The sequence below is a fragment of the Mesorhizobium sp. Root554 genome (assembly GCF_001427025.1).
Taxonomy (GTDB): Bacteria; Pseudomonadota; Alphaproteobacteria; order Rhizobiales; family Rhizobiaceae; genus Mesorhizobium.
In genome coordinates this window covers 847,283-865,724 of the sequence record NZ_LMGA01000001.1, presented here as the reverse complement: position 1 = coordinate 865,724, position 18,442 = coordinate 847,283, and the positions used below count along the sequence as shown (strand labels likewise).

The following is an 18,442-nucleotide window of genomic DNA, read 5'->3' as shown; positions in this document are numbered from 1 at the left end:
CCCATGCCGATCAAGACCGGGGACATAAAGCTGGTCGCACAGACCGAGGATGTCTTGGGCGAAGTGCCGTTGTGGCATCCCGAGCGCAAGGTGCTGACGTGGATCGACGTGCTGAAGCCGGCCTTTCATGCCTACGATCCCGCAACCGGGACGACAGAGAGCTGGACGCCGCCGGAAAAGCTCGGCTCCTACGCAATCACCGATTCACAAGAGGTTTTGATTTCGGGCCGCAACGGCATGGCGCTGTGGAGCCCGACCGACGGTGCCCTGCACCGTCTCTCGCATCCTGAAAGCGACAGGCCGGACAACATTTTGAACGACGGGCGGACTGATCCGCGCGGACGCTTTCTCGTCGCCAGCATGGACAAGATGCTGTCGGGCGCCAATGGCCGGCTTTGGCAGGTCAGCGGCCCCAAAGGCACGCAGCTCGTGCAGGACAAGGACATCTTCCTGCCGAACTCGATCTGCTGGAGCCCGGATGGCGCGACATTCTACCTCGGCGACAGCCACACCAATCTGATCTTCGCCCATGACTACGATGTCGACACTGGCGCGATTTCCAATCGCCGTCTGTTTGCCGACACCAAGGGTTTGCCGGGCGATGTGGACGGCTCCAGCGTCGATGCCGCGGGTTATCTGTGGAATGCGCGTTACGATGGCGGTTGCCTGATCCGCTTCACGCCCGACGGCAGGGTCGACCAGACACTCGAACTCGGCGTGACCAAGCCGACGCATGTCACCTTTGGCGGGCCGAACCTGAAGACCATGTACGTCACCACCGCCCGATTCCGCCTTCCCGCCGAGAAACTCGCGTCCGAACCGTTCTCCGGCGGGCTGCTGGCGATGGACTCGGATGTGGCCGGACTGCCCGAAGCGCTCTATTCCTGACGCAAAAAGGGCGCGGGCAGACTCGCTGCCGCGCCCTTTTTCTTCCTTGGATAACGGCCGCCTCTAGGCCGGCTTGAACCTGAGCAGCGTCAAATCCTCATCGACCGGCTCGAAGACCGCGACCACCTTCTGGCCGACGTCCAGCTTCTGATCGCCTGCGCCGACGAGGCTGGCAGTGATGCGCGGCCCCTCCTCCAACTCGACCTGCACGACATTGTAGGGAATGTCCTCGGCAAAGGCCGGGAACCAGGCCTTGTGGACGACGACCCATGTCGTGACGACGCCACGTCCCGAGACCTCGCGCCAGTCGAGCCGGTCGGAAAAGCAATGCGGGCAGACAGGTCCGGGAGGCAGATGCGGCTTGCCGCAATCCTCGCAGAAGGGCAGCATCATCTTGTGCTGCTTGAAGCCGTCCCAGAGCGGCTGATGGTCGGGCGTGATGCGTGGCCGCGGCTTGGCGGTGATGCCTTGATGGAAACTCATTGTCGGTCCTCCTCAAGCCGCCGTCAGGATTACGGAATCGCCCCAGACGGTGCCCCATTGCAGGACGTCGGCGTTCGGGATCTGCCGGGGACCCGCGGTGCCGCGAATCTGCCGCGTCATTTCTCGGATATGGTTCCAGCCGGCGACATGCGCCTCCGACAGCAACCCGCCATTCGTGTTCACGGGCAGCCTGCCGCCCGGCCCGATGCCATTGTTCTGGACGAAATCGAGCGCCTCGCCCTCGCCGCAATAGCCGTAACGCTCGAGCACGAACAGGACGAGCGGCGAGAAGGCATCGTAGGTGTAGACGCCCTTGACGTCCTTCTGCGTAACCCCGGCCTTGTCGAACACTTCGGTATCGATGGGGCGCGAGCGCACATGCGTCACCGGCTGCTGGCCGATGCCAAGACCTGGCGGCGCGAAGATGAATTCGTCGCGGCTGGAGCGAATGCCCTGCATGCCCGCGAAGACCACCGGCTTCTGCTTCAGGTCCCTGGCGCGCTCCTTCGTGGTCACCAGCGTGACGATGGCGCCATCCGTCATCAGGCAGCAGTCGAACAGATGCAGCGGATCGACCACCATGCGTGAAGACTGGTGCTTCTCCAGCGTCAGCTCTTCCTTCATGACCGAATCCGGATTGAGCAGCGCGTGCTGGCGAATCTGGATCGGCACGGCGGCGAGCTTCTCGCTGGTGCCGCCATAGAGCTTCATGTAGCGCTGCATGGACAGCGCAGCCCCCCCGGACGGAGAGGTAAGCCCGTAAGTCGGGGACTCGCCATGGGTGCCGCCGCCCTCGCGGTAGCCTTCCATGTCGCCCGGCCCGCCGAGAATATCGCGCTCGCGGGTGAAGCTGATGGCGGTGACGCAGGCGACCACATTGGCGAGGCCCGCCGACACGGCAAGCGCCGCATGCTGAAGCGTGTTGGTGACGAAGCGGCCATGCGTCCAGGCCTGGTTCACGTAGCGGATGTTGAGCCCGAGGCCGTCGGCCACCTGGTCATAGTCGAGGCCGAGCGGCCAGCCCATGTGCATGGAAAGGCCGTCAATGTCCTCGCGCTCGAGGCCGGAATCGTCCAGCGCCTGTTTCAGCGCCTTGGCCGCCAGCCTGAGCTGCGTATCCGGCAGGAAACGCCCGAATTCAGACGCACCGACGCCGACAATGGCTGCGTTTATTTTCACCCTGTTCTCCTCACGCTCCGGGCTGCAGGACGATGCGCCCCGCCGCCGCGCCAGCCTCGACCAGTTCATGCGCCCGGCGCGCTTCGGACAAAGGCAGCAATTGATCGACCACCGGCTTGATGCCGCCGCGCGAGACGATCTCCAGGCATTGTTCGAGCTGCCTTCGCGTCGTCGAGGTCGCCGACAGCATCGAAATGTTCTTCAGGAAAAGCTGCGCCGGATTGAACGGCACGAAATCGCCGTTGAGCTGGCCGATCAGGATCCAGCGTCCGCGCACGGCGAGCGATTTGCGGATCGGCTGGAACAGCAGCGAGCCGACATTGTCGACCACCACATCGACGCCGCGCCCGCCGGTCAGCTTGCGCACCTCGCCGGAGAAGTCGGCTCCGCGCTCGTGCACGACCACTTCGTGCGCACCGAGTTCACGCAGCCGTTCGGCCTTCTTCGGCGAGGTTGTCTGGGCGATGACGCGCGCCCCCTGCAGCCTGGCGAACTGGATCGAATGCATGCCAAGTCCGCCGCCGGAGCCGGTAACCAGCACGGTCTCGCCGGCAGACACGCGGCCGACCTCGCGCATGGCGTTGACGATGGTGCCGATGGTGCAGGCGACGATCGCCGCCTCGTGCAACGGCACGTTGTCCGGCACATGGGCGACATTGTCGTCCTCGACGCCGACGAACTCGGCATAGCCGCCGACCAGTCCATAATCGCCGAGGAACTTGCGATCCTCACACAGTGGCTCGTAGCCCGTGCGGCAATGCTGGCAGGAACCGCAGATATGGTAGCGCTGCGTCGTCGTCACGCGGTCTCCAGGCCGGAACTTGCCGACGCGACTGCCGACATCGACCACCGTTCCCGCGATCTCATGGCCGAGGATCAGCGGCATCTTCACGCCGGCCTTGAGCGTGCCGTTGCGGGTGACGATGTCGTGGAAACAGACGCCGCAGCTATCCACCTTGATGATAACATCCTGCGGCTGCGCCACGGGATCGGGCACGATCTGCGGCGTCAGAACCTCGACGCCGCCGGGCTGTTCGACAACCATGGCTTTCATGATCTTGCCTCCGCGCTACGAAATTTGAGAAGCGTGAGATCGTTGTCCACCGGCTCGAACACGGCACGCACCCGTGTGCCCACCGCCAGTGCATCCTTGGCCTCGCCTTCGGCCGGGTTGGAGAAGAAGCGCACGCCGCTGTCGAGCTTCACCTGGAGCACGGTATAGGGCATTTCGGGCACGAAGCCGGGGAAGTAGGCCTTGTGGAAGACGCAGAAGCTTTCCACCTCGCCTTCGCCCGCTACCGCTTCCCATTGGAATTCAGGGCTGTGGCAATGCGGGCAGTAACGGCTCGCCGGGAAACGGTGCCTCCCGCAATTCTCGCAACGCTGCACGCGGATTTCCCCCTCGCGCAGCCCGTCCCAGAACGGTTTTTCCGGGCCGTCCAGCTTCGGACGCGGCTTTTCGGGCACTGTTGTATCGATCGGCGTCATGACGCATCCCTCGAATAGACGATGGAGGAGCAGACGGGTGCGGCGGCGCTATAATGGACGTTGGCCGCATCATGCACCTGGCGATCTCCGCACTCGCCACGAAGCTGGCGCACCGCCTCGACGTTGAGCGCCCAGCCCTGCATGTAGCTTTCCGACAAATGCCCGCCGGAGGTGTTGGTGGGATATTTCGCGCCAAGCGCCAGATGGCCTTCGGCGACGAAGGGACCGCTCTCGCCCTCGCCGCAATAGCCGCAGCCTTCCAGCGAGAACATCACCGTAGGGGTGAAATTGTCGTAAATCATCAGCGCCGACATGTCCTCACGCGACAGCCCGGCCTCGCCGAAGCTGCGGTCGGCGACCTTTTTCATCGCGCCGCGCCAGAAATCGTCGGGCGGGAACATCGAGTCGGCGAACACCGTCTGCAGCGCCGCGCCGCGCAGATAAACAGGCGGCTTGGCGTGGTCCTTGGCGCGCTCCGCCGAGGTGATGATGAGCGCCACGCCGCCATCGTTGATCAGGCAATAATCCAGCAGCCGCAGCGGATCGCAGATCATGCGCGCGTTGAGATAAGTGTCGAGATCGAAGGGCTGGCGCATCACCGCCTGCGGGTTGAGCGCGGCGTGATTGCGGAATGTCATCGATATCTGGGCGATCTGCTCAGGCGTGGTGCCATAGAGGCCCATATGCCGCCGCATCATCAGCGCGTGGAAGGCGCCGGGAGACGTCATGCCATAGGGGAACCAGAGCCCGTTGGCGCCAGATCCATAACTGTCCTCCGGGCCGCCATAGGCCGCGCCGGCGGAGCGTCCATTGTTGCCATAGACAAGCGCCACCGTCTTGCAGCGGCCGCTCGACACAAGATTGATCGCGGTTTCAATGCAGATGGCGGCAAAGCGCCCGTGGCCAGGCGTGATGGTGACGAACTGCGGATCGATGCCGGCAATCTCGCAGAAGCGCTGATAGTCGGGAATGCGGTTGATGACGATGCCGTCGATGTCGCCGAAACCGAGACCGGCATCCGCCAGTGCATCCGACAGAGCCCACATGCCGAGATCATAGGCGTCGTATTCGGGAAGCCGGCCATAGGCCGTGGTCCCGACGCCGACAACCGCCGCCTGCGCTTTAGCCATGTGTTTGTTTCCTCACCTGAAGTCGTTGTCTTTTCAGACCGGGCAAGAGTGGGGGATTTCGTCACCGCCGCATAGACCCGCCAAGGGCTGGACGAAGGTGCAATGCTCGCAGGAACTTCTGCCAAAATATTGATTTCAATCAATTATCCCTGAATAGCAGAACTGCACAGCCCACAGGAATAGCTGTTATTCGAAGCACTTTCCGTCGCGTGTCTCGACCGCGCGCGAAGAGGTGTCCAATAGTGGTCTGCGAATAGCGGAGGATTTCGATGCCGAATTACGCCGACTGGATCGGAAAAAGCGAGACGGTGGACGATGTCGCAACCGAACTGGTCGCAGCGCGCATGGCCGGGCTGCTCGACCGTCCCCGTCCCGCCGCCTGCGATGCGTGGCCGCCAGCATGGATATGGGCGTTGTTCTGGCCGGCCATGCGTCATGACGAAGCCGGACCGGATGGACACTCGGCACGCGGGAAATTTCTGCCGCCGATCCACCTGCCGCGCCGCATGTGGGCTGGCTCCACGGTTACTATCGGCATGCCGCTGACTGTCGGCGAAGCCGCCCGGCGCACGTCCACCATCGCCGACATCGCCGAAAAGACCGGACGCAGCGGAGAGCTGGTTTTTCTGACCGTGGATCACCTGATCGAGGGCGCCAATGGTGGACGGGTGCGCGAGAGCCAGCGCATTGCCTACCGGGAAGCCGCCTCGGCGACGCCCCCCCAGGCCGCACCGGAACGGCGCGCCACCGCCGACATCGGCTTCGAGCCGCAATGGCGGCGCACAATCACGCCGGACCCGGTGCTGCTGTTCCAGTATTCCGCCGTGACCTACAACACCCACCGCATCCACTACGACCATCCCTATGCGACGGGCGTCGAGGGGTATCCGGGGCTGATCGTGCACGGCCCGCTGACGGCGACGCTTCTGATGGATCTGCTCGCAGCCAGCCTGCCCGGCCGGCAGGTTGCGGAGTTCAAGGTGACTGCGATGCGGCCGCTCTACGCAGTGGCGCCGTTCGAAATCGTTGGCGGAGCGGAAGGCAGCGCCTTCCAGCTCGCGGCCATCGATCACGCCAACGAAATCGCGATGCGGATCGAGGGGATACTGGTCTAGGCAAGCCGCCTAGACCGCTTTTTCAGCCTTAAGCACCTCAATCGCCTCGTCATCATAACCGAGCGATTCCAACACTTCGTCGGTGTGCTCGCCGAGAACCGGCGGATGGCGGGTGATCTGGCCCGGCGTTTCGGAAAACTTCACCGGAAAGCCGATCTGCGGTACCTTGCCCTCGACCGGATGGTCGACATGCAGCAGCATTTCGCGCGCCACCATCTGCGGGTCTCTGAAGGCTTCGGCGAAGGAATTGACCGGGCCGGCCGGCAGGTCGTGCTCCCACAGGAATTTGACCCATTCGTCGCGTGGCTTGCCGGCGAAGATGTCGCCGAGCACGGCCTTGGCCTTTTCCATTTCCGCGCGGGCGGGAAACGGATCTTCCGGCAGGTCGTCGCGGCCCAGCGCCTTGCGCAGCCGCTGCCAGAAATGGTCCTCGATGATGCCGAGCGTCAGGTACTTGCCGTCGGCGCAACGATAGATGTTGTAGGGCATGGAACCCCCGGCGATGCGGTGCTCGCCGCCCGTCGGCTCCTCGCCGGCCAGCAGATAGTTCGAGGCGTGCGAATGCATGAAATGCATCGAGCCATCCGTCATCGAGACATCGACGAACTGCCCGACGCCGCTCTTCTGCCGCGCCATCAGAGCCGCGAGTATGCCGAACACCGCCATCATCGAGCCGCCGCCTATATCGGCGATGAGCGGGCCGGGAACCTGCGGGCCGATGCCCGGACGCGATGTGAGCTGCAGCATGCCGGTGATGCCGAGATAGTTCATGTCATGGCCGGGCACGTCGCGGTACGGTCCGTCCTGGCCATAGCCCGAGATCGAACAGTAGATCAGACCGGGGTTGAGCGCCTTCAACGCTTCGTAACCGAGGCCGAGACGATCGGCAACGCCGGGGCGGAAGCCTTCGACCACCACGTCGCTTTCGGCGACGAGCTTGCGCACGATTTCCTTGCCGGCCTCGCTCTTGAGATCGACGGTGATCGAGCGCTTGTTGCGGTTGCCGACGAGGAAGAAGCCGGAATCCTGCTTGCCCATCGGCGGAAAGGCGCGCGTATAGTCGCCCACCACCGGCTGCTCGACCTTGATGACATCCGCACCAAGGTCGCCCAGCATCTGCGTCGCCAGCCCGCCGGGCAAAAGCCGGCTGAGCTCGATGATGCGGATGCCGCCGAGTGCGGTCTTGTCCTGCCCGGCCGTTTTCCCCGTAGCACCTTTGCTGTTCATGCCCTACCCGCCAGTCTGGTGATTTCGCTCGCAGCTCCGTCTGCGGAGAGCGCATCGACAGCGGCCAGAATTTCAGCCGCACTTTCCTTGTCGAAAGCCTGCGTCGCGGTTTCGAGGAAGCGGGTGCGAACGCCTTGACGATCGACCGGGCGGATATCGTCCCGCCTTTCGCCGATCTGCGAGCCGTCCTTGAGCACGACCGTCACCTCCGCACCCTGCTTTGCCGGGAACACTCGCTCGAATTGCGGATCGATGGAGAGTTTCGTTGCCTTGGCGAGGCGCAGCACCTCCGCTGAATCGACTTTCGCATAATTGGATTCCGCCACCACGCCATTCACCAGCGTCGCCGCAACGGAATACTGGATGCTCATCTTGGCTTCAAGAATGCCGTCGAACGGCCCTTCCTGGTCGCAACCCGGATAGCGGATCGCCGAAGTGAAGCTGCCGACCCGCACTTCGGCTATGTCGTGTGCCTTCACTCCGGATTTCGCCACCGCAAGGGCCGCCTGGCACGGCGTCTGCACATAGTTGCAAGCCGGCGCCGGCTTCCAGTAGACGGACATGATCTCATACTTTCCGTCGGCGAGAGGGACTATAGCATCCGCCTTGTCGCGCCGGTCGAAGGCGGCGAACAGCCCTGCCCGCCCGTCAATCGCCGTAGGGGATGCGAAGGCGCCGGCCTTGGCCAGCAGCACCGCCGTCACGGCATTGCGCGCGGCAAAGCCGGCATGGAAGAACACTTCGGTGCCACCGACCCACGGCCATTCGTTGACGCCGCCGGCGCAGTTCGCGGCGAAACCGATTGCGGCAATCGTCTGCTCCCGGCTCAGGCCGAGCAGCCGCGCACCGGCCGCCGCCGCGCCAATCGCGCCGACCGTGCCGGTCGGCCTGACTTTTGCCGCCAGATCGGCGTCGAACAAAGCGCGTCCGACCCGCGCGCCAACCTCATAGCCGACGACGCCAGCTGCGAGGAAATCCTCGCCCCGGGCAGTGCCGGTCAGATCAGCCAGCGCCAGCAGCGTCGGCCAGACAACGACGCCGAGATGGCAGCAGCTGGCGACATGCATGTCCTCGCGCACCAGGCCGTGGCCGAGCGTGCCGTTGGCGAAGGCGGCGTCCGGCGCGCCAACCCGAAGGCCGGCACCAATCACCGCTGCCGGGCCGGCGGGGCCGATGGCGGCGTATTCCGTCACCTGCTTGCCCCAGGGCAGCGACCGGGCTTCGAGCGCGCAGGCGAGATAGTCGGTCAGGCAGCCTTGCGCCTTCTCGATCACCTCGCGCGGCAATCCCGTCATATCGGCGCCAACGGCGAATTCGGCCAACCGTTCCGCCGCGTTTGTCTGTGCGGCGCTCACTTTACGTTGCGTGGAAGCCATAGGACGATCTCCGGAAAGAGCCAAAGGATGAAGATGCCGAGCAGCAGCAGGAACACGAAGGGCAGCGACGCCCAACTGACCTCCGACAGCGTGGCGCCCGGCATCAGCCCCCGTATCGTGTAGAGGTTGAGGCCAACGGGCGGCGTAATAAGGCCGATCTCCAGCAGCAGCACCAGCACGATACCGAACCAGACCGGGTCGTAGCCGACCGCCGTGATGATCGGGAACACGACGCCGAGGATCAGCACCATCATCGAGATGGCGTCGATGAACATGCCGAGGAACAGGCACAGGATGACGATAGCCAGCAGCACGCCTGCGGGCGGGAGGCCGAGGTCACCGATGATGCCGACCACGGCGCGGGTCGACCCCCAGCCGAACAGGGCGAAGGCGAAGACATGCGCCGACAGGATGACAAAGGTCAGCATGGCGGTGAAGCGGACCGTCGAGATGAGCGATTCACGGAAGATCGCCCAGGAGAACTGGCCGAACACCGCGGCGATTATGATGGCGCCGGCGACGCCAAGCGATGCGACTTCGGTCGGTGTCGCCCAGCCGCGATAGATGCCGAGGATGATGACGGCGATCAGCACCGCGATCGGGAAGATGTCGCCCAGCGAGCGTAGCCGCTCGCCCACACTAACAGCCTGACGCGGTTCGCGCGGCTTGCTGCGCTGGTTGAACATCGAGGCGATGACGACGTAGAGGAAGAACAGCACCGTCATCATGATCCCGGGCATAACGCCGCCCATGAACAGCTGGCCGACCGAGGTTTCGGTGATCGCGCCATAGATGATCATCGGAATGGAGGGTGGGATCAGGATGCCGAGCGTGCCGCCGGCCGTCAGCGTTCCGGCGACGAGCGAACGCTTGTAGCCCAGCCGCAGCAGATCGGGGATTGCGGTGGTGGCGATGGTCGCGGCGGTGGCGACGCTCGATCCGGAGACGGCCGAGAACACCGCGGAAGCGCCGATGTTGGAATGCAGCAGGCCGCCGGGCAGCCAGCGTACCCACAGCGACATGGCGCGGTAGAACTTCACCGCCACCTGGCTGCGCTGGATGATCTCGCCCATCAAAAGGAACATCGGCACGGCCACCAGCGTCACGCTGTTGGCGTTGTTCCACACGGCATAGGCGGCGCCGCGCAGCAGCATCGGGTCCTTGGCGATGATCCAGATCAGGCCGGACAGGCCGAGCGACACCGCGATCGGCAGGCCGACGAACAGGAAAACGATGAGGGTGGCGAAAATCGCCGTCAGCACGATCATTGGATATGTTCCTTCGCCTCGTCGGAATGCGGGCGCGGCGGCTGCGGCGAAACCAGCTGAAGGACCAGCCGCAGCAGCATCATGGCGGTGCCGAAGACGAGGATTGCCTGCGGAATGAAGACTGGCGTCCGGGTCACGCCTTCCGAGCGGACGCCATCGACATAGGAGTCTCGGGTCAGCGTGTAGAGCAGGTAGATGAGGATGGCGGCATAGATCGCGGAAAACAGCGGCGCGATGAAATGCTCGATGAAGCGCCGCATCTTCGGGCCCATCATCAGCACGACGAAATCGGCGGTGATGTGCTCGTTGAGGCGCGTTACCTCAGGCAGCGCCAGGAACACCATGATGGCCATCAGGAAGCCGGTGACCTCGGACGAGAAGACGACGCTGCCGCCAAACAGGCGGGCAGTGATCTCGGCCAGCTGCAAGACGAGAATGGCCAGGCCACAAAGGCAGGCGAGGAAGAAAAGCGAGCGGTCTATCGCCCGCAAGGCATCGGGTTTGCGATCCATGAAACTGCTCCTTCGACATGGAGGGAAGGACGCCCGCTTTCAGGGCGTCCTCCATTCGATCAGAGCCGCTCGGGAGCGCCGAGCGCGGTGAGCACATCATTGATCAGCGGCTTGCCGACTTCGGGTCCAACCCGATTGACCCATGCCGGCCAGACGGCCTCCTGGGCAACCTTGCGCAGCGCCGTGTAGTCCTCGGGCTTGGCGTAGGTGATGGTGAAGCCGTAGTCCTTCTTGAGCTGCTCATGCAGCTTGGTCTCATTGTCGACCATGAAGGCGAGGATTTCGTCGGTCGCCTTGTTGACCTCCTCGGTGAGGATCTTCTGCACGTCCGGCGGCAGCTTGTCGTATTCCCGCTGCGAAACCAGGATCAGGCTGATCGTCAGCTTGAAGTTGGTGATGTAGCCGGCCTTGAGCACCTCGCCCCACTTGATGCCGGTCATCGAGGTCGACGCTGTGACGACGCCGTCCAGCGCACCGCGCTGCAGGGCGGCGTAGACGTCCGGCGCGGTCATCGACACAGGCGTCGCGCCGATGGCGGTGGTGAAGTCGATGCCCTCGGCGGAGTACTCGCGGATTTTCAGGCCCTTGAAGCCGGCCGGTCCGTCGATCGCCTTGTTGAGCCAATGGTTCTGCGGCGGCCAGTAGAAACGCGACAGGCGTACGGCCTTGTGCCGGTCGAGAATGCCCTGCAACTCGGCGGCGACGCTTGGGCTCTGCCAAGCCTTGTCGAGCGCCGGAATCTGGTCCGCCGGCTTCATGGCGGCAGTGGGCAGGAACGGCAGTTCTGGCGCCGACAGCAGAGGATAGGTGCTGGTGGAGTATCCGACCAGCCATTCGGTCATCTCGCCAAGACCGTCACGCATCAGCTTCTCGGCCTCGGCGCCCTTGTAGGGCGTCTCGCCGAAATAGACGAGGTCGATCTTGAGCTTGTCGCCGGAGCGTTTCTGGATTTCCTTGAAATGCTTGTCGAGTATCTGGGAGTACGGATGACCCAGCGGCGACACCGAATAATAGCGCCACTCGAATTCGGCGGCCGAGGCGGACGCGGCGAACATTGTGAACCCGGTAGCGGCGAGGCCGCCGATGGCAAGGCCGCGAAACGCAGCCCAGGGTTCGCGCAGAATTGCCCTCAGATTTATCATTTTTTTGCTCCTCCAAGCTCCGGCAAGGCGCCGGATCGTCAAATGCTTCGATGCATTTTCAACGGGAGGGATCATTCGGGCCTTTGGACCTGGATGGGAGTCCATGCCTCGGCATAACAGGTTTCAGCTTCTTGAGCGTCGCCTTTAGTACAGCCCTAGGCAATGATCGAAGCAAGCCAATCGATCCCAAGAAGCGTGAAGACGGATGCCCATGCACCCTTTCCAATACTGCCGCGATGACTGCCGTTCATCGGTGACCGGCTGATATGTACAAGCTGCTTTCCGGGTTGCGTATCGTCGAGGGCGCGGCGTTCGTGGCCGCCCCTTCCTGCGCCCTCCATTGCGCGCAGATGGGCGCGGAAGTCATCCGCTTCGACATGATCGGCGGCGGACCGGATTATCACCGTTGGCCGCGATCACCCAACGGGCCGAGCTTCTATTGGGAAGGCCTCAACAAGGGCAAGAAGTCCATCGCCATCGACCTGTCGCGGTCCGAAGGCCGCGAGCTGGCCGTATCAATCGCGACGGCGCCGGGCGAAGGCGCCGGCCTGTTCGTCACCAACTATCCGGTCTCCGGTTTCCTGTCGCACGAGAACCTGGCCAAACACCGGCCAGACATCATCACCGTGCGGATCATGGGCTGGGCCGACGGCAGCTCGGCCGTCGATTATACCGTCAACAGCGCCATCGGCATTCCGTCGATGACGGGACCGGAATCGATGGGCGATGTGCCGGTAAACCATGTGCTGCCGGCCTGGGACCTCGCCACCGGAACCTACGCCGCCTTCGCCCTGCTGGCCGCCGAACGCAATCGCCGCATGACTGGCAAGGGCGAGGAAGTCCGGGTGCCGTTGGGCGATGTCGCCGCGACGTCGCTCGGCCATCTCGGTCAGGTTGCGGAGGTCTTCGTCTCCGGCGAGGATCGCCCGCGCATGGGCAACGACCTGTTCGGCGCGCTGGGCCGCGACTTTCGCACCAGGGACAACCGCCGCGTGATGATCGTGGCACTGACGAAGCGGCACTGGAGCGATTTGGTCAAGGCGCTCGGCCTGCGCGAGCGCATTGCGGCGATCGAGGCGGAACTCGGCGTCGATCTCGCCTCCGACGAGGGGCTGCGCTTCGAGCATCGCGACAGGCTGAACCCGCTCCTGATAGCTGCCATCGAAGCCCGCACATTGGCCGAACTCGAACGCGCGTTCGAAGGAACAGGCGTCTGCTGGGGTCCGTACAACACATTGAAGGAAGCCATCGCGGCCGGCGAGCCCTTCGGAACCGATGGCCGGCTGTTCGACATGGTCGAGCATCCGAGCCGCAACCGCTATCCGACGCCCGGCGCCGCTGCCACGCTGCCGTCGCAGACGCGGCTGCCGGCCGTGCCGAGCGGCGGCCTCGGCGCCAATACGGACGAAGTGCTGGCCGTTGTGCTGGGCCTGTCCGCAGCCGAGATCGGCAAATTGCATGACGCTGGAATCGTCGCCGGTCCCGCACCGGCCGGCGCCTGATGGGAATTGAGAACACCATGACCGCACCGCTCAAGAAGACCGTTTCGCCGGAAGAGGATCTGGTCACCTCGGCCCGGCGCGCCGCCGCGGCGAGCGAAGCCTATCTGCTGGCGGTGCGCCGCGCGGTCGAGCCGCTGGTTATGAAGAATGGTAAATTCGACGGCGACCTGGGCGACGTATACCAGCGCGCCGTGCATGGCCTCGCCTGGACGGCGACGACGGTGAAGGCAATCGTCGCCACCGCCGCCTGGGCGGCGCGGCTGCAGGAGCGCGGACGCTTCAGGCGCGGCGAGCAGTTGATCGTGCAGATCGGCTTCGCGGAATATCTGGGGCAATTGATCGGCGGCGTGCCGATGAGCCAGAACGAATACATCCGGCCCTCCGAAATCGGCGTCGGCAAGGCGGCTGAGACCATGCGGCAGGCGGTTTCGGAATTCGTCGATCACACCGACCTCGCCGGCCTGCGCCGCGAACTGATCGAATATGTCCGCGCCGGCGGCGAGATCGACGAGACCTTGGAAGACGATACGCTCGACCTGATCCGCGACCAGTTCCGGCGCTTCGCCAATACGCATATCGCGCCGCACGCCCATCGCTGGCACCTCGCCGACAGCCTGATCCCGATCGAAGTGGTGGACAAGCTGGCCGAACTCGGCGTTTTCGGCATCTGCATCGATCCCGAACATGGCGGCCTCGGCATGGGCAAGCTGGCCATGTGCGTCACCACCGAGGAGTTAAGCCGGGGCTGGATTGCGGCTGGATCGCTTGGCACGCGCTCGGAGATCGCCGGCGAGCTTGTCTCCATCGGCGGAACGCAGGCGCAGAAGAAGCACTGGCTGCCGCGCATCGCGTCGGGCGAAGTGATGCCGACCGCCGTCTTCACCGAACCCGACACAGGCTCCGACCTCGGCAGCCTGCGGACGCGCGCCGACAAGGCGCCGGACGGTTCCTGGCGCATCAACGGCAACAAGACCTGGATCACCCATGGCGGCCGCTCCGACCTGATGACCGTGCTCGCCCGCACCGATGCGACCTCGCCCGGGTACAGCGGCCTCAGCCTTTTCCTCGCGCCGAAAATCCGCGGCTCGGAAGCCGATCCGTTCCCCTCTCCGGGCATGAGGGGTTCCGACATCGAAGTGCTCGGCTATCGCGGCATGCGCGAATACGAGATCGCCTTCCAGGACTTCGAGGTCCCGGCCGATGGGTTGCTCGGCGGCGTGGAGGGCCAGGGCTTCAAGCACCTCATGCAGACGTTCGAAGGCGCCCGCATCCAGACCGCCGCGCGCTCCATCGGCGTTGCCCGCAACGCCTATGAGCTGGGCCTGCGCTATGCCGAGGACCGCAAGCAGTTCGGCCGCAAGCTGGCGGAATTTCCGCGCGTTTCCGACAAGCTGGCGATGATGCTGGTCGAAATCGTCATGGCGCGCGAGCTGACCTATTTCGCCGCGCGCGAAAAGGACAAGGGCCGGCGCTGCGACATCGAAGCCGGCATGGCCAAGCTGCTTGCCGCGCGCGTCGCCTGGTCCAATGCCGATACGAGCCTGCAGATTCACGGCGGCATCGGCTATGCTCTGGAGACGGAGATCAGCCGCGTGTTGTGCGACGCCCGCATCCTCAACATCTTCGAGGGCGCCGCCGAAATCCAGGCGCAGGTCATCGGCCGCGGCCTGCTCTCGCGGCAGAACTGACATGGGAGCGGGTCTCGGCAAGGAACTGGACGGCTTCACCGTCATCTCGATCGAGCAGGCGGTGGCCGCGCCCTATTGCGGCCTGCTGCTGGCCGATGCCGGCGCGCGCGTCATCAAGATCGAGCGCGCCGAGGGTGATTTCGCCCGCTCCTACGACCACGCCGCCAATGGCGAGAGCGCCTATTTCATCTGGCTGAACGCCGGCAAGGAATCGATCTGCCTCGACATCGATCAGCCGGAGGATGCGGTGCTGCTGCGACGGATGCTGGCGAACGCCGATGTCTTCCTGCACAACCTCGCTCCAGGTTCGCTGGAAAAGCGCGGCTTCGGTGGCGATGCGCTGCGTCAGGAAAATCCCGGGCTTGTGACCTGCGAGATCACCGGTTACGGCCGGACGGGGCCTTATTCCGACATGAAGGCCTACGACCTGCTGGTGCAGGCGGAAAGCGGACTATGCTCGATCACCGGCGATGCGGCGGCTCCGGCGCGCGTCGGCTTCTCGGTCTGCGATATCGCCACCGGCCTTACCGCATTCTCGGCGATTTTGCGGGCGCTGCTGCTGCGCTCCCGCACCGGCAAGGGCATCGACCTGTCCATCGCCATGTTCGACGTGCTGGCGGACTGGATGAACGTTCCCCTCGCCTTCCAGCGCTATCTTGGCAAGGCGCCGGCGCGTATCGGCGTCGCCCATGCGACGCTGGCGCCCTACGGGGCTTATCGCGCAGCGAATGACGACCTTCTCCTGATCGCGGTGCAATCCAATCGCGAATTCGCGGTGCTGTGCGACAAGATTCTCGGCCAGCCGGAGCTGGCGGGCGATCCGCGCTTCGCCAACAATATGGCGCGGGTGAACAACCGGCCCGAACTCGATGCGATCATTGGCGAAATCTTTGCGCACCATGCCCGACCCGAGCTGATCGAAAAGCTCAAGAAGGCGCGCATCGCTTGCTCGAACCTGAACTCGGTCGAAGACCTTTCGGCGCATCCGCATCTGCGCGACCGGCTGGTCGAGATGGCAGGGACCGAAGTGCGCCTCGCCGATCTGCCAGTGCCTGGGGCGGCGCATCGCAAGGTTCCGAAGCTGGACGAGGATGGGCCGGCGCTGCGCGTGGAATTCGCGTCGCCTGCCACGAGACTTGGAGAAAATGCATGAAGAGCTACGGGCTTTACATTGACGGCGGCTATGTCGAGGCGGAGGGCGGCCGCACATTCGAGACCACCAATCCTTATGACGGCCAGGTGTGGGCGCGGATCGCCCATGCCAGCGCCGACGATGTCGACCGCGCCGTAGGCGCGGCGAAGGCCGCGCGCCGGGCCAGTTGGGGCACTATGACAGCCTCGGCGCGCGGCCGCCTGATGGTGCGGCTTGCCGACCTGATCGAAGAAAACGCCGCCACGCTTGCCGAAACGGAAGTACGCGACAACGGCAAGCTCTATGCCGAGATGGCGTCGCAAACGAGATACCTCGCCGAATGGTACCGCTACTATGGCGGGCTGGCCGACAAGATCGAAGGCACGGTCATTCCGACCGACAAGAAGGCCATCTTCAATTTCACCCGGCTCGAACCGCTGGGCGTGATCGCCATGATCACTCCCTGGAATTCGCCGCTGCTGCTGCTCGCCTGGAAACTTGCGCCGGCGCTCGCTGCCGGCAACACGGTCGTCATCAAGCCGTCGGAATTCACGTCCGCCTCGACGCTGGAATTCATGGACCTGTTCGACAAGGCCGGCTTTCCCAAGGGCGTGGTCAACACCGTCACCGGCTTCGGCGCCGATGTGGGCGCGGCCCTTGTCGCGCACAAGGACATCGCCAAGATCGCCTTCACCGGCTCGGACCTCTCCGGCCAGAAGATCTACGAGGCGGCGGCGCGCGACCTGAAGCACGTCTCGCTGGAACTCGGCGGCAAATCGCCCAACATCGTGTTTGAGGACGCCGATCTCGAAGCCGCCGTCATGGGCGCGATCTCCGGCATCTTCGCCGCATCCGGCCAGACCTGCATCGCCGGCTCGCGGCTTCTCTTGCAGCGCTCGATTCACGATCGTTTCATGGAACGGCTGGTCGAGGTCGCGGGGGCCGCCCGCATCGGCGACCCGATGTCGCCGGAGACGAATGTCGGGCCGGTGACGACGCCGCCGCAATACAAGAAGGTGCTCGACTACATCGACATCGCCAGGAATGAAGGGGCGACCTGCGTGCTGGGCGGCAAGCCCTACGCCGGCCCCGGCGCCAAGGGCACGCAATTCGTCGAGCCGACGATCTTCACCAATGTGTCGAATTCCATGCGCATCGCGCAGGAGGAGGTGTTCGGGCCGGTGCTCGCCGTCATCCCCTTCGAGGACGAGAAAGAGGCCTTGCAGATCGCCAACGACGTCGATTTCGGGCTCGCCGCGGGCGTGTGGACGAAGGATATCGGCCGCTGCATCCGCATGTCTGAAGCGCTCGAGGTCGGAACCGTCTGGGTCAACACCTACCGCGCCGTCAGCTACACCTCGCCTTTCGGCGGTTACAAGCGCAGCGGCATCGGCCGCGAAAGCGGCATCGACGCCGTGCGCGAATATCTCCAGCTCAAGTCGGTCTGGATCGCCACGGAGACCAGCGCCTCCAACCCCTTCGTGATCCGCTGATGCGCGCGCCTGTCTCTCCCCTCTTCGTGCCGGGCAACCGGCCCGAGCGTTTCGAAAAAGCGGCTGCCACCGACTCAGACGCGATCATCATCGATCTCGAGGATGCCGTTGACGCCTCGCAGAAGAACGAGGCGCGCGGCAATCTCGCGAACCATGGCGTGACCGCAAAGCCGGTTTTTGTGCGCATCAACGGCGCAGGAACCGACTGGTGGGACCGCGACCTGGCCGCGCTTGGCTCGGCAGGCCTCGCCGGGATCATGGTGCCGAAGGCCGAAGCCGCCGACGATCTCGCGGCAGTAGCCAAGGCTTCCGGCGGAAACGTGCCGATCATCCCGCTGATCGAAACGGTTGTCGGGCTGGAAAATCTTGGCGAGATTCTGCGCGTGCCGCAGGTTCTGTGCGTCGGTTTCGGCTCACTCGATTTCGCGCTCGACCTCGGCTGCCAGCCGACATGGGAAGCGCTGCTGTTCACGCGCTCGCGGCTGGTGCTGGAATCGCGGGGCGCCGGCAGGCTGCCGCCAATCGACGGCGTAACGCCAACGCTCGACGATGCCGAGTTGATCGGCGGCGATGCGGCCCGCGCCCGCGCCATGGGGTTCGGCGGCAAGCTCGCCATTCATCCGAAACAGGTGGCGCCGATCCTCGCCGCCTTCCGCCCGACGGAAAAGGAAATCGCCTGGGCCGGCCGCGTGCTGGCCGCGGCAACGTCCGACAGCGCCGTCAAGGTCGATGGCCAGATGGTCGACAAGCCGCTGGTGGAGCGCGCCCGGCGCATCCAGGAGGCGGCTGGCTGAGACGAATTCATCGCAAGGATGGGCG

17 protein-coding genes are annotated in these 18,442 nt (G+C 64.4%); 7 read left to right on the top strand and 10 right to left on the bottom strand.

Annotation, left to right across the window (positions count from 1 at the left end; genetic code table 11):
* The first annotated feature begins 3 nt into the window (after positions 1-3).
* Positions 4-888, top strand: coding sequence for an SMP-30/gluconolactonase/LRE family protein (locus ASD44_RS04225; protein ID WP_056109186.1), 885 nt, complete (start codon positions 4-6; stop codon positions 886-888).
* A 63-nt stretch (positions 889-951) separates the two neighbouring features.
* Here ASD44_RS04225 and ASD44_RS04220 read toward each other — a convergent pair whose 3' ends face one another.
* The 5 genes from ASD44_RS04220 to ASD44_RS04200 are packed head-to-tail and all read right to left on the bottom strand — an operon-like array spanning position 952 to position 5,168.
* Positions 952-1,371, bottom strand: coding sequence for a Zn-ribbon domain-containing OB-fold protein (locus tag ASD44_RS04220; protein WP_056109183.1), 420 nt, complete (start codon positions 1,369-1,371; stop codon positions 952-954).
* Positions 1,372-1,383: 12 nt separating this feature from the next.
* Positions 1,384-2,550: a hypothetical protein gene (locus ASD44_RS04215; RefSeq protein WP_056115420.1), complete on the bottom strand. Its 1,167-nt coding sequence runs from the start codon at positions 2,548-2,550 to the stop codon at positions 1,384-1,386.
* Positions 2,551-2,560: 10 nt separating this feature from the next.
* Positions 2,561-3,604: an alcohol dehydrogenase catalytic domain-containing protein gene (locus tag ASD44_RS04210; protein ID WP_056109182.1), complete on the bottom strand. Its 1,044-nt coding sequence runs from the start codon at positions 3,602-3,604 to the stop codon at positions 2,561-2,563.
* Entirely contained in the window at positions 3,601-4,038 is a 438-nt protein-coding gene (locus tag ASD44_RS04205) for an OB-fold domain-containing protein (protein WP_056109175.1), read from the bottom strand. The genes ASD44_RS04210 and ASD44_RS04205 overlap by 4 nt, the downstream gene beginning before the upstream one ends.
* The gene (locus ASD44_RS04200) at positions 4,035-5,168 is read right to left on the bottom strand and encodes a thiolase family protein (RefSeq protein ID WP_056109173.1); all 1,134 of its coding nucleotides are present in this window, start codon (positions 5,166-5,168) and stop codon (positions 4,035-4,037) included. Before ASD44_RS04200 ends, ASD44_RS04205 begins: the two co-directional genes overlap by 4 nt.
* Before the next feature lie 269 nt (positions 5,169-5,437).
* Between ASD44_RS04200 and ASD44_RS04195 the strand changes: the two genes are divergently transcribed.
* Entirely contained in the window at positions 5,438-6,283 is an 846-nt protein-coding gene (locus ASD44_RS04195; RefSeq protein WP_056109172.1) for a MaoC family dehydratase N-terminal domain-containing protein, read from the top strand.
* Between the two features lie 9 nt (positions 6,284-6,292).
* Here ASD44_RS04195 and ASD44_RS04190 read toward each other — a convergent pair whose 3' ends face one another.
* Genes ASD44_RS04190 through dctP form a run of 5 tightly spaced genes read right to left on the bottom strand, consistent with a single transcriptional unit; the run spans position 6,293 to position 11,808 of the window.
* Positions 6,293-7,510: a CaiB/BaiF CoA-transferase family protein gene (locus ASD44_RS04190; protein WP_056109170.1), complete on the bottom strand. Its 1,218-nt coding sequence runs from the start codon at positions 7,508-7,510 to the stop codon at positions 6,293-6,295.
* The gene (locus ASD44_RS04185; RefSeq protein ID WP_082542378.1) at positions 7,507-8,886 is read right to left on the bottom strand and encodes an MmgE/PrpD family protein; all 1,380 of its coding nucleotides are present in this window, start codon (positions 8,884-8,886) and stop codon (positions 7,507-7,509) included. Before ASD44_RS04185 ends, ASD44_RS04190 begins: the two co-directional genes overlap by 4 nt.
* Positions 8,862-10,154: a TRAP transporter large permease subunit gene (locus tag ASD44_RS04180; RefSeq protein WP_056109164.1), complete on the bottom strand. Its 1,293-nt coding sequence runs from the start codon at positions 10,152-10,154 to the stop codon at positions 8,862-8,864. The genes ASD44_RS04185 and ASD44_RS04180 overlap by 25 nt, the downstream gene beginning before the upstream one ends.
* Positions 10,151-10,666, bottom strand: coding sequence for a TRAP transporter small permease (locus tag ASD44_RS04175; RefSeq protein WP_056109160.1), 516 nt, complete (start codon positions 10,664-10,666; stop codon positions 10,151-10,153). The genes ASD44_RS04180 and ASD44_RS04175 overlap by 4 nt, the downstream gene beginning before the upstream one ends.
* A gap of 59 nt (positions 10,667-10,725) precedes the next feature.
* Positions 10,726-11,808, bottom strand: coding sequence for a TRAP transporter substrate-binding protein DctP (gene dctP, locus ASD44_RS04170; RefSeq protein ID WP_056109155.1), 1,083 nt, complete (start codon positions 11,806-11,808; stop codon positions 10,726-10,728).
* Positions 11,809-12,074: 266 nt separating this feature from the next.
* Here dctP and ASD44_RS04165 point away from each other — a divergent pair, with 266 nt between their 5' ends.
* From ASD44_RS04165 to ASD44_RS04145, 5 genes are read left to right on the top strand one after another with little or no spacing between them, the layout of a single operon-like run.
* Complete coding sequence (locus ASD44_RS04165; RefSeq protein WP_056109153.1) at positions 12,075-13,310, top strand: CoA transferase; 1,236 nt, start codon at positions 12,075-12,077, stop codon at positions 13,308-13,310.
* A gap of 17 nt (positions 13,311-13,327) precedes the next feature.
* A complete protein-coding gene (locus ASD44_RS04160; RefSeq protein ID WP_156459768.1) occupies positions 13,328-14,998 on the top strand; it encodes an acyl-CoA dehydrogenase family protein in 1,671 nt (556 codons plus the stop codon).
* 1 nt (position 14,999) lies between these two features.
* Positions 15,000-16,151 (top strand): CaiB/BaiF CoA-transferase family protein, encoded by a 1,152-nt coding sequence (locus ASD44_RS04155; protein WP_056109147.1) that lies wholly within the window; start codon positions 15,000-15,002, stop codon positions 16,149-16,151.
* Positions 16,148-17,623, top strand: a complete 1,476-nt coding sequence (locus ASD44_RS04150; RefSeq protein WP_056109144.1) for an aldehyde dehydrogenase — start codon at positions 16,148-16,150, stop codon at positions 17,621-17,623. Before ASD44_RS04155 ends, ASD44_RS04150 begins: the two co-directional genes overlap by 4 nt.
* The gene (locus ASD44_RS04145) at positions 17,623-18,417 is read left to right on the top strand and encodes a CoA ester lyase (RefSeq protein WP_056109141.1); all 795 of its coding nucleotides are present in this window, start codon (positions 17,623-17,625) and stop codon (positions 18,415-18,417) included. Before ASD44_RS04150 ends, ASD44_RS04145 begins: the two co-directional genes overlap by 1 nt.
* The last annotated feature ends 25 nt before the right edge of the window (positions 18,418-18,442 follow it).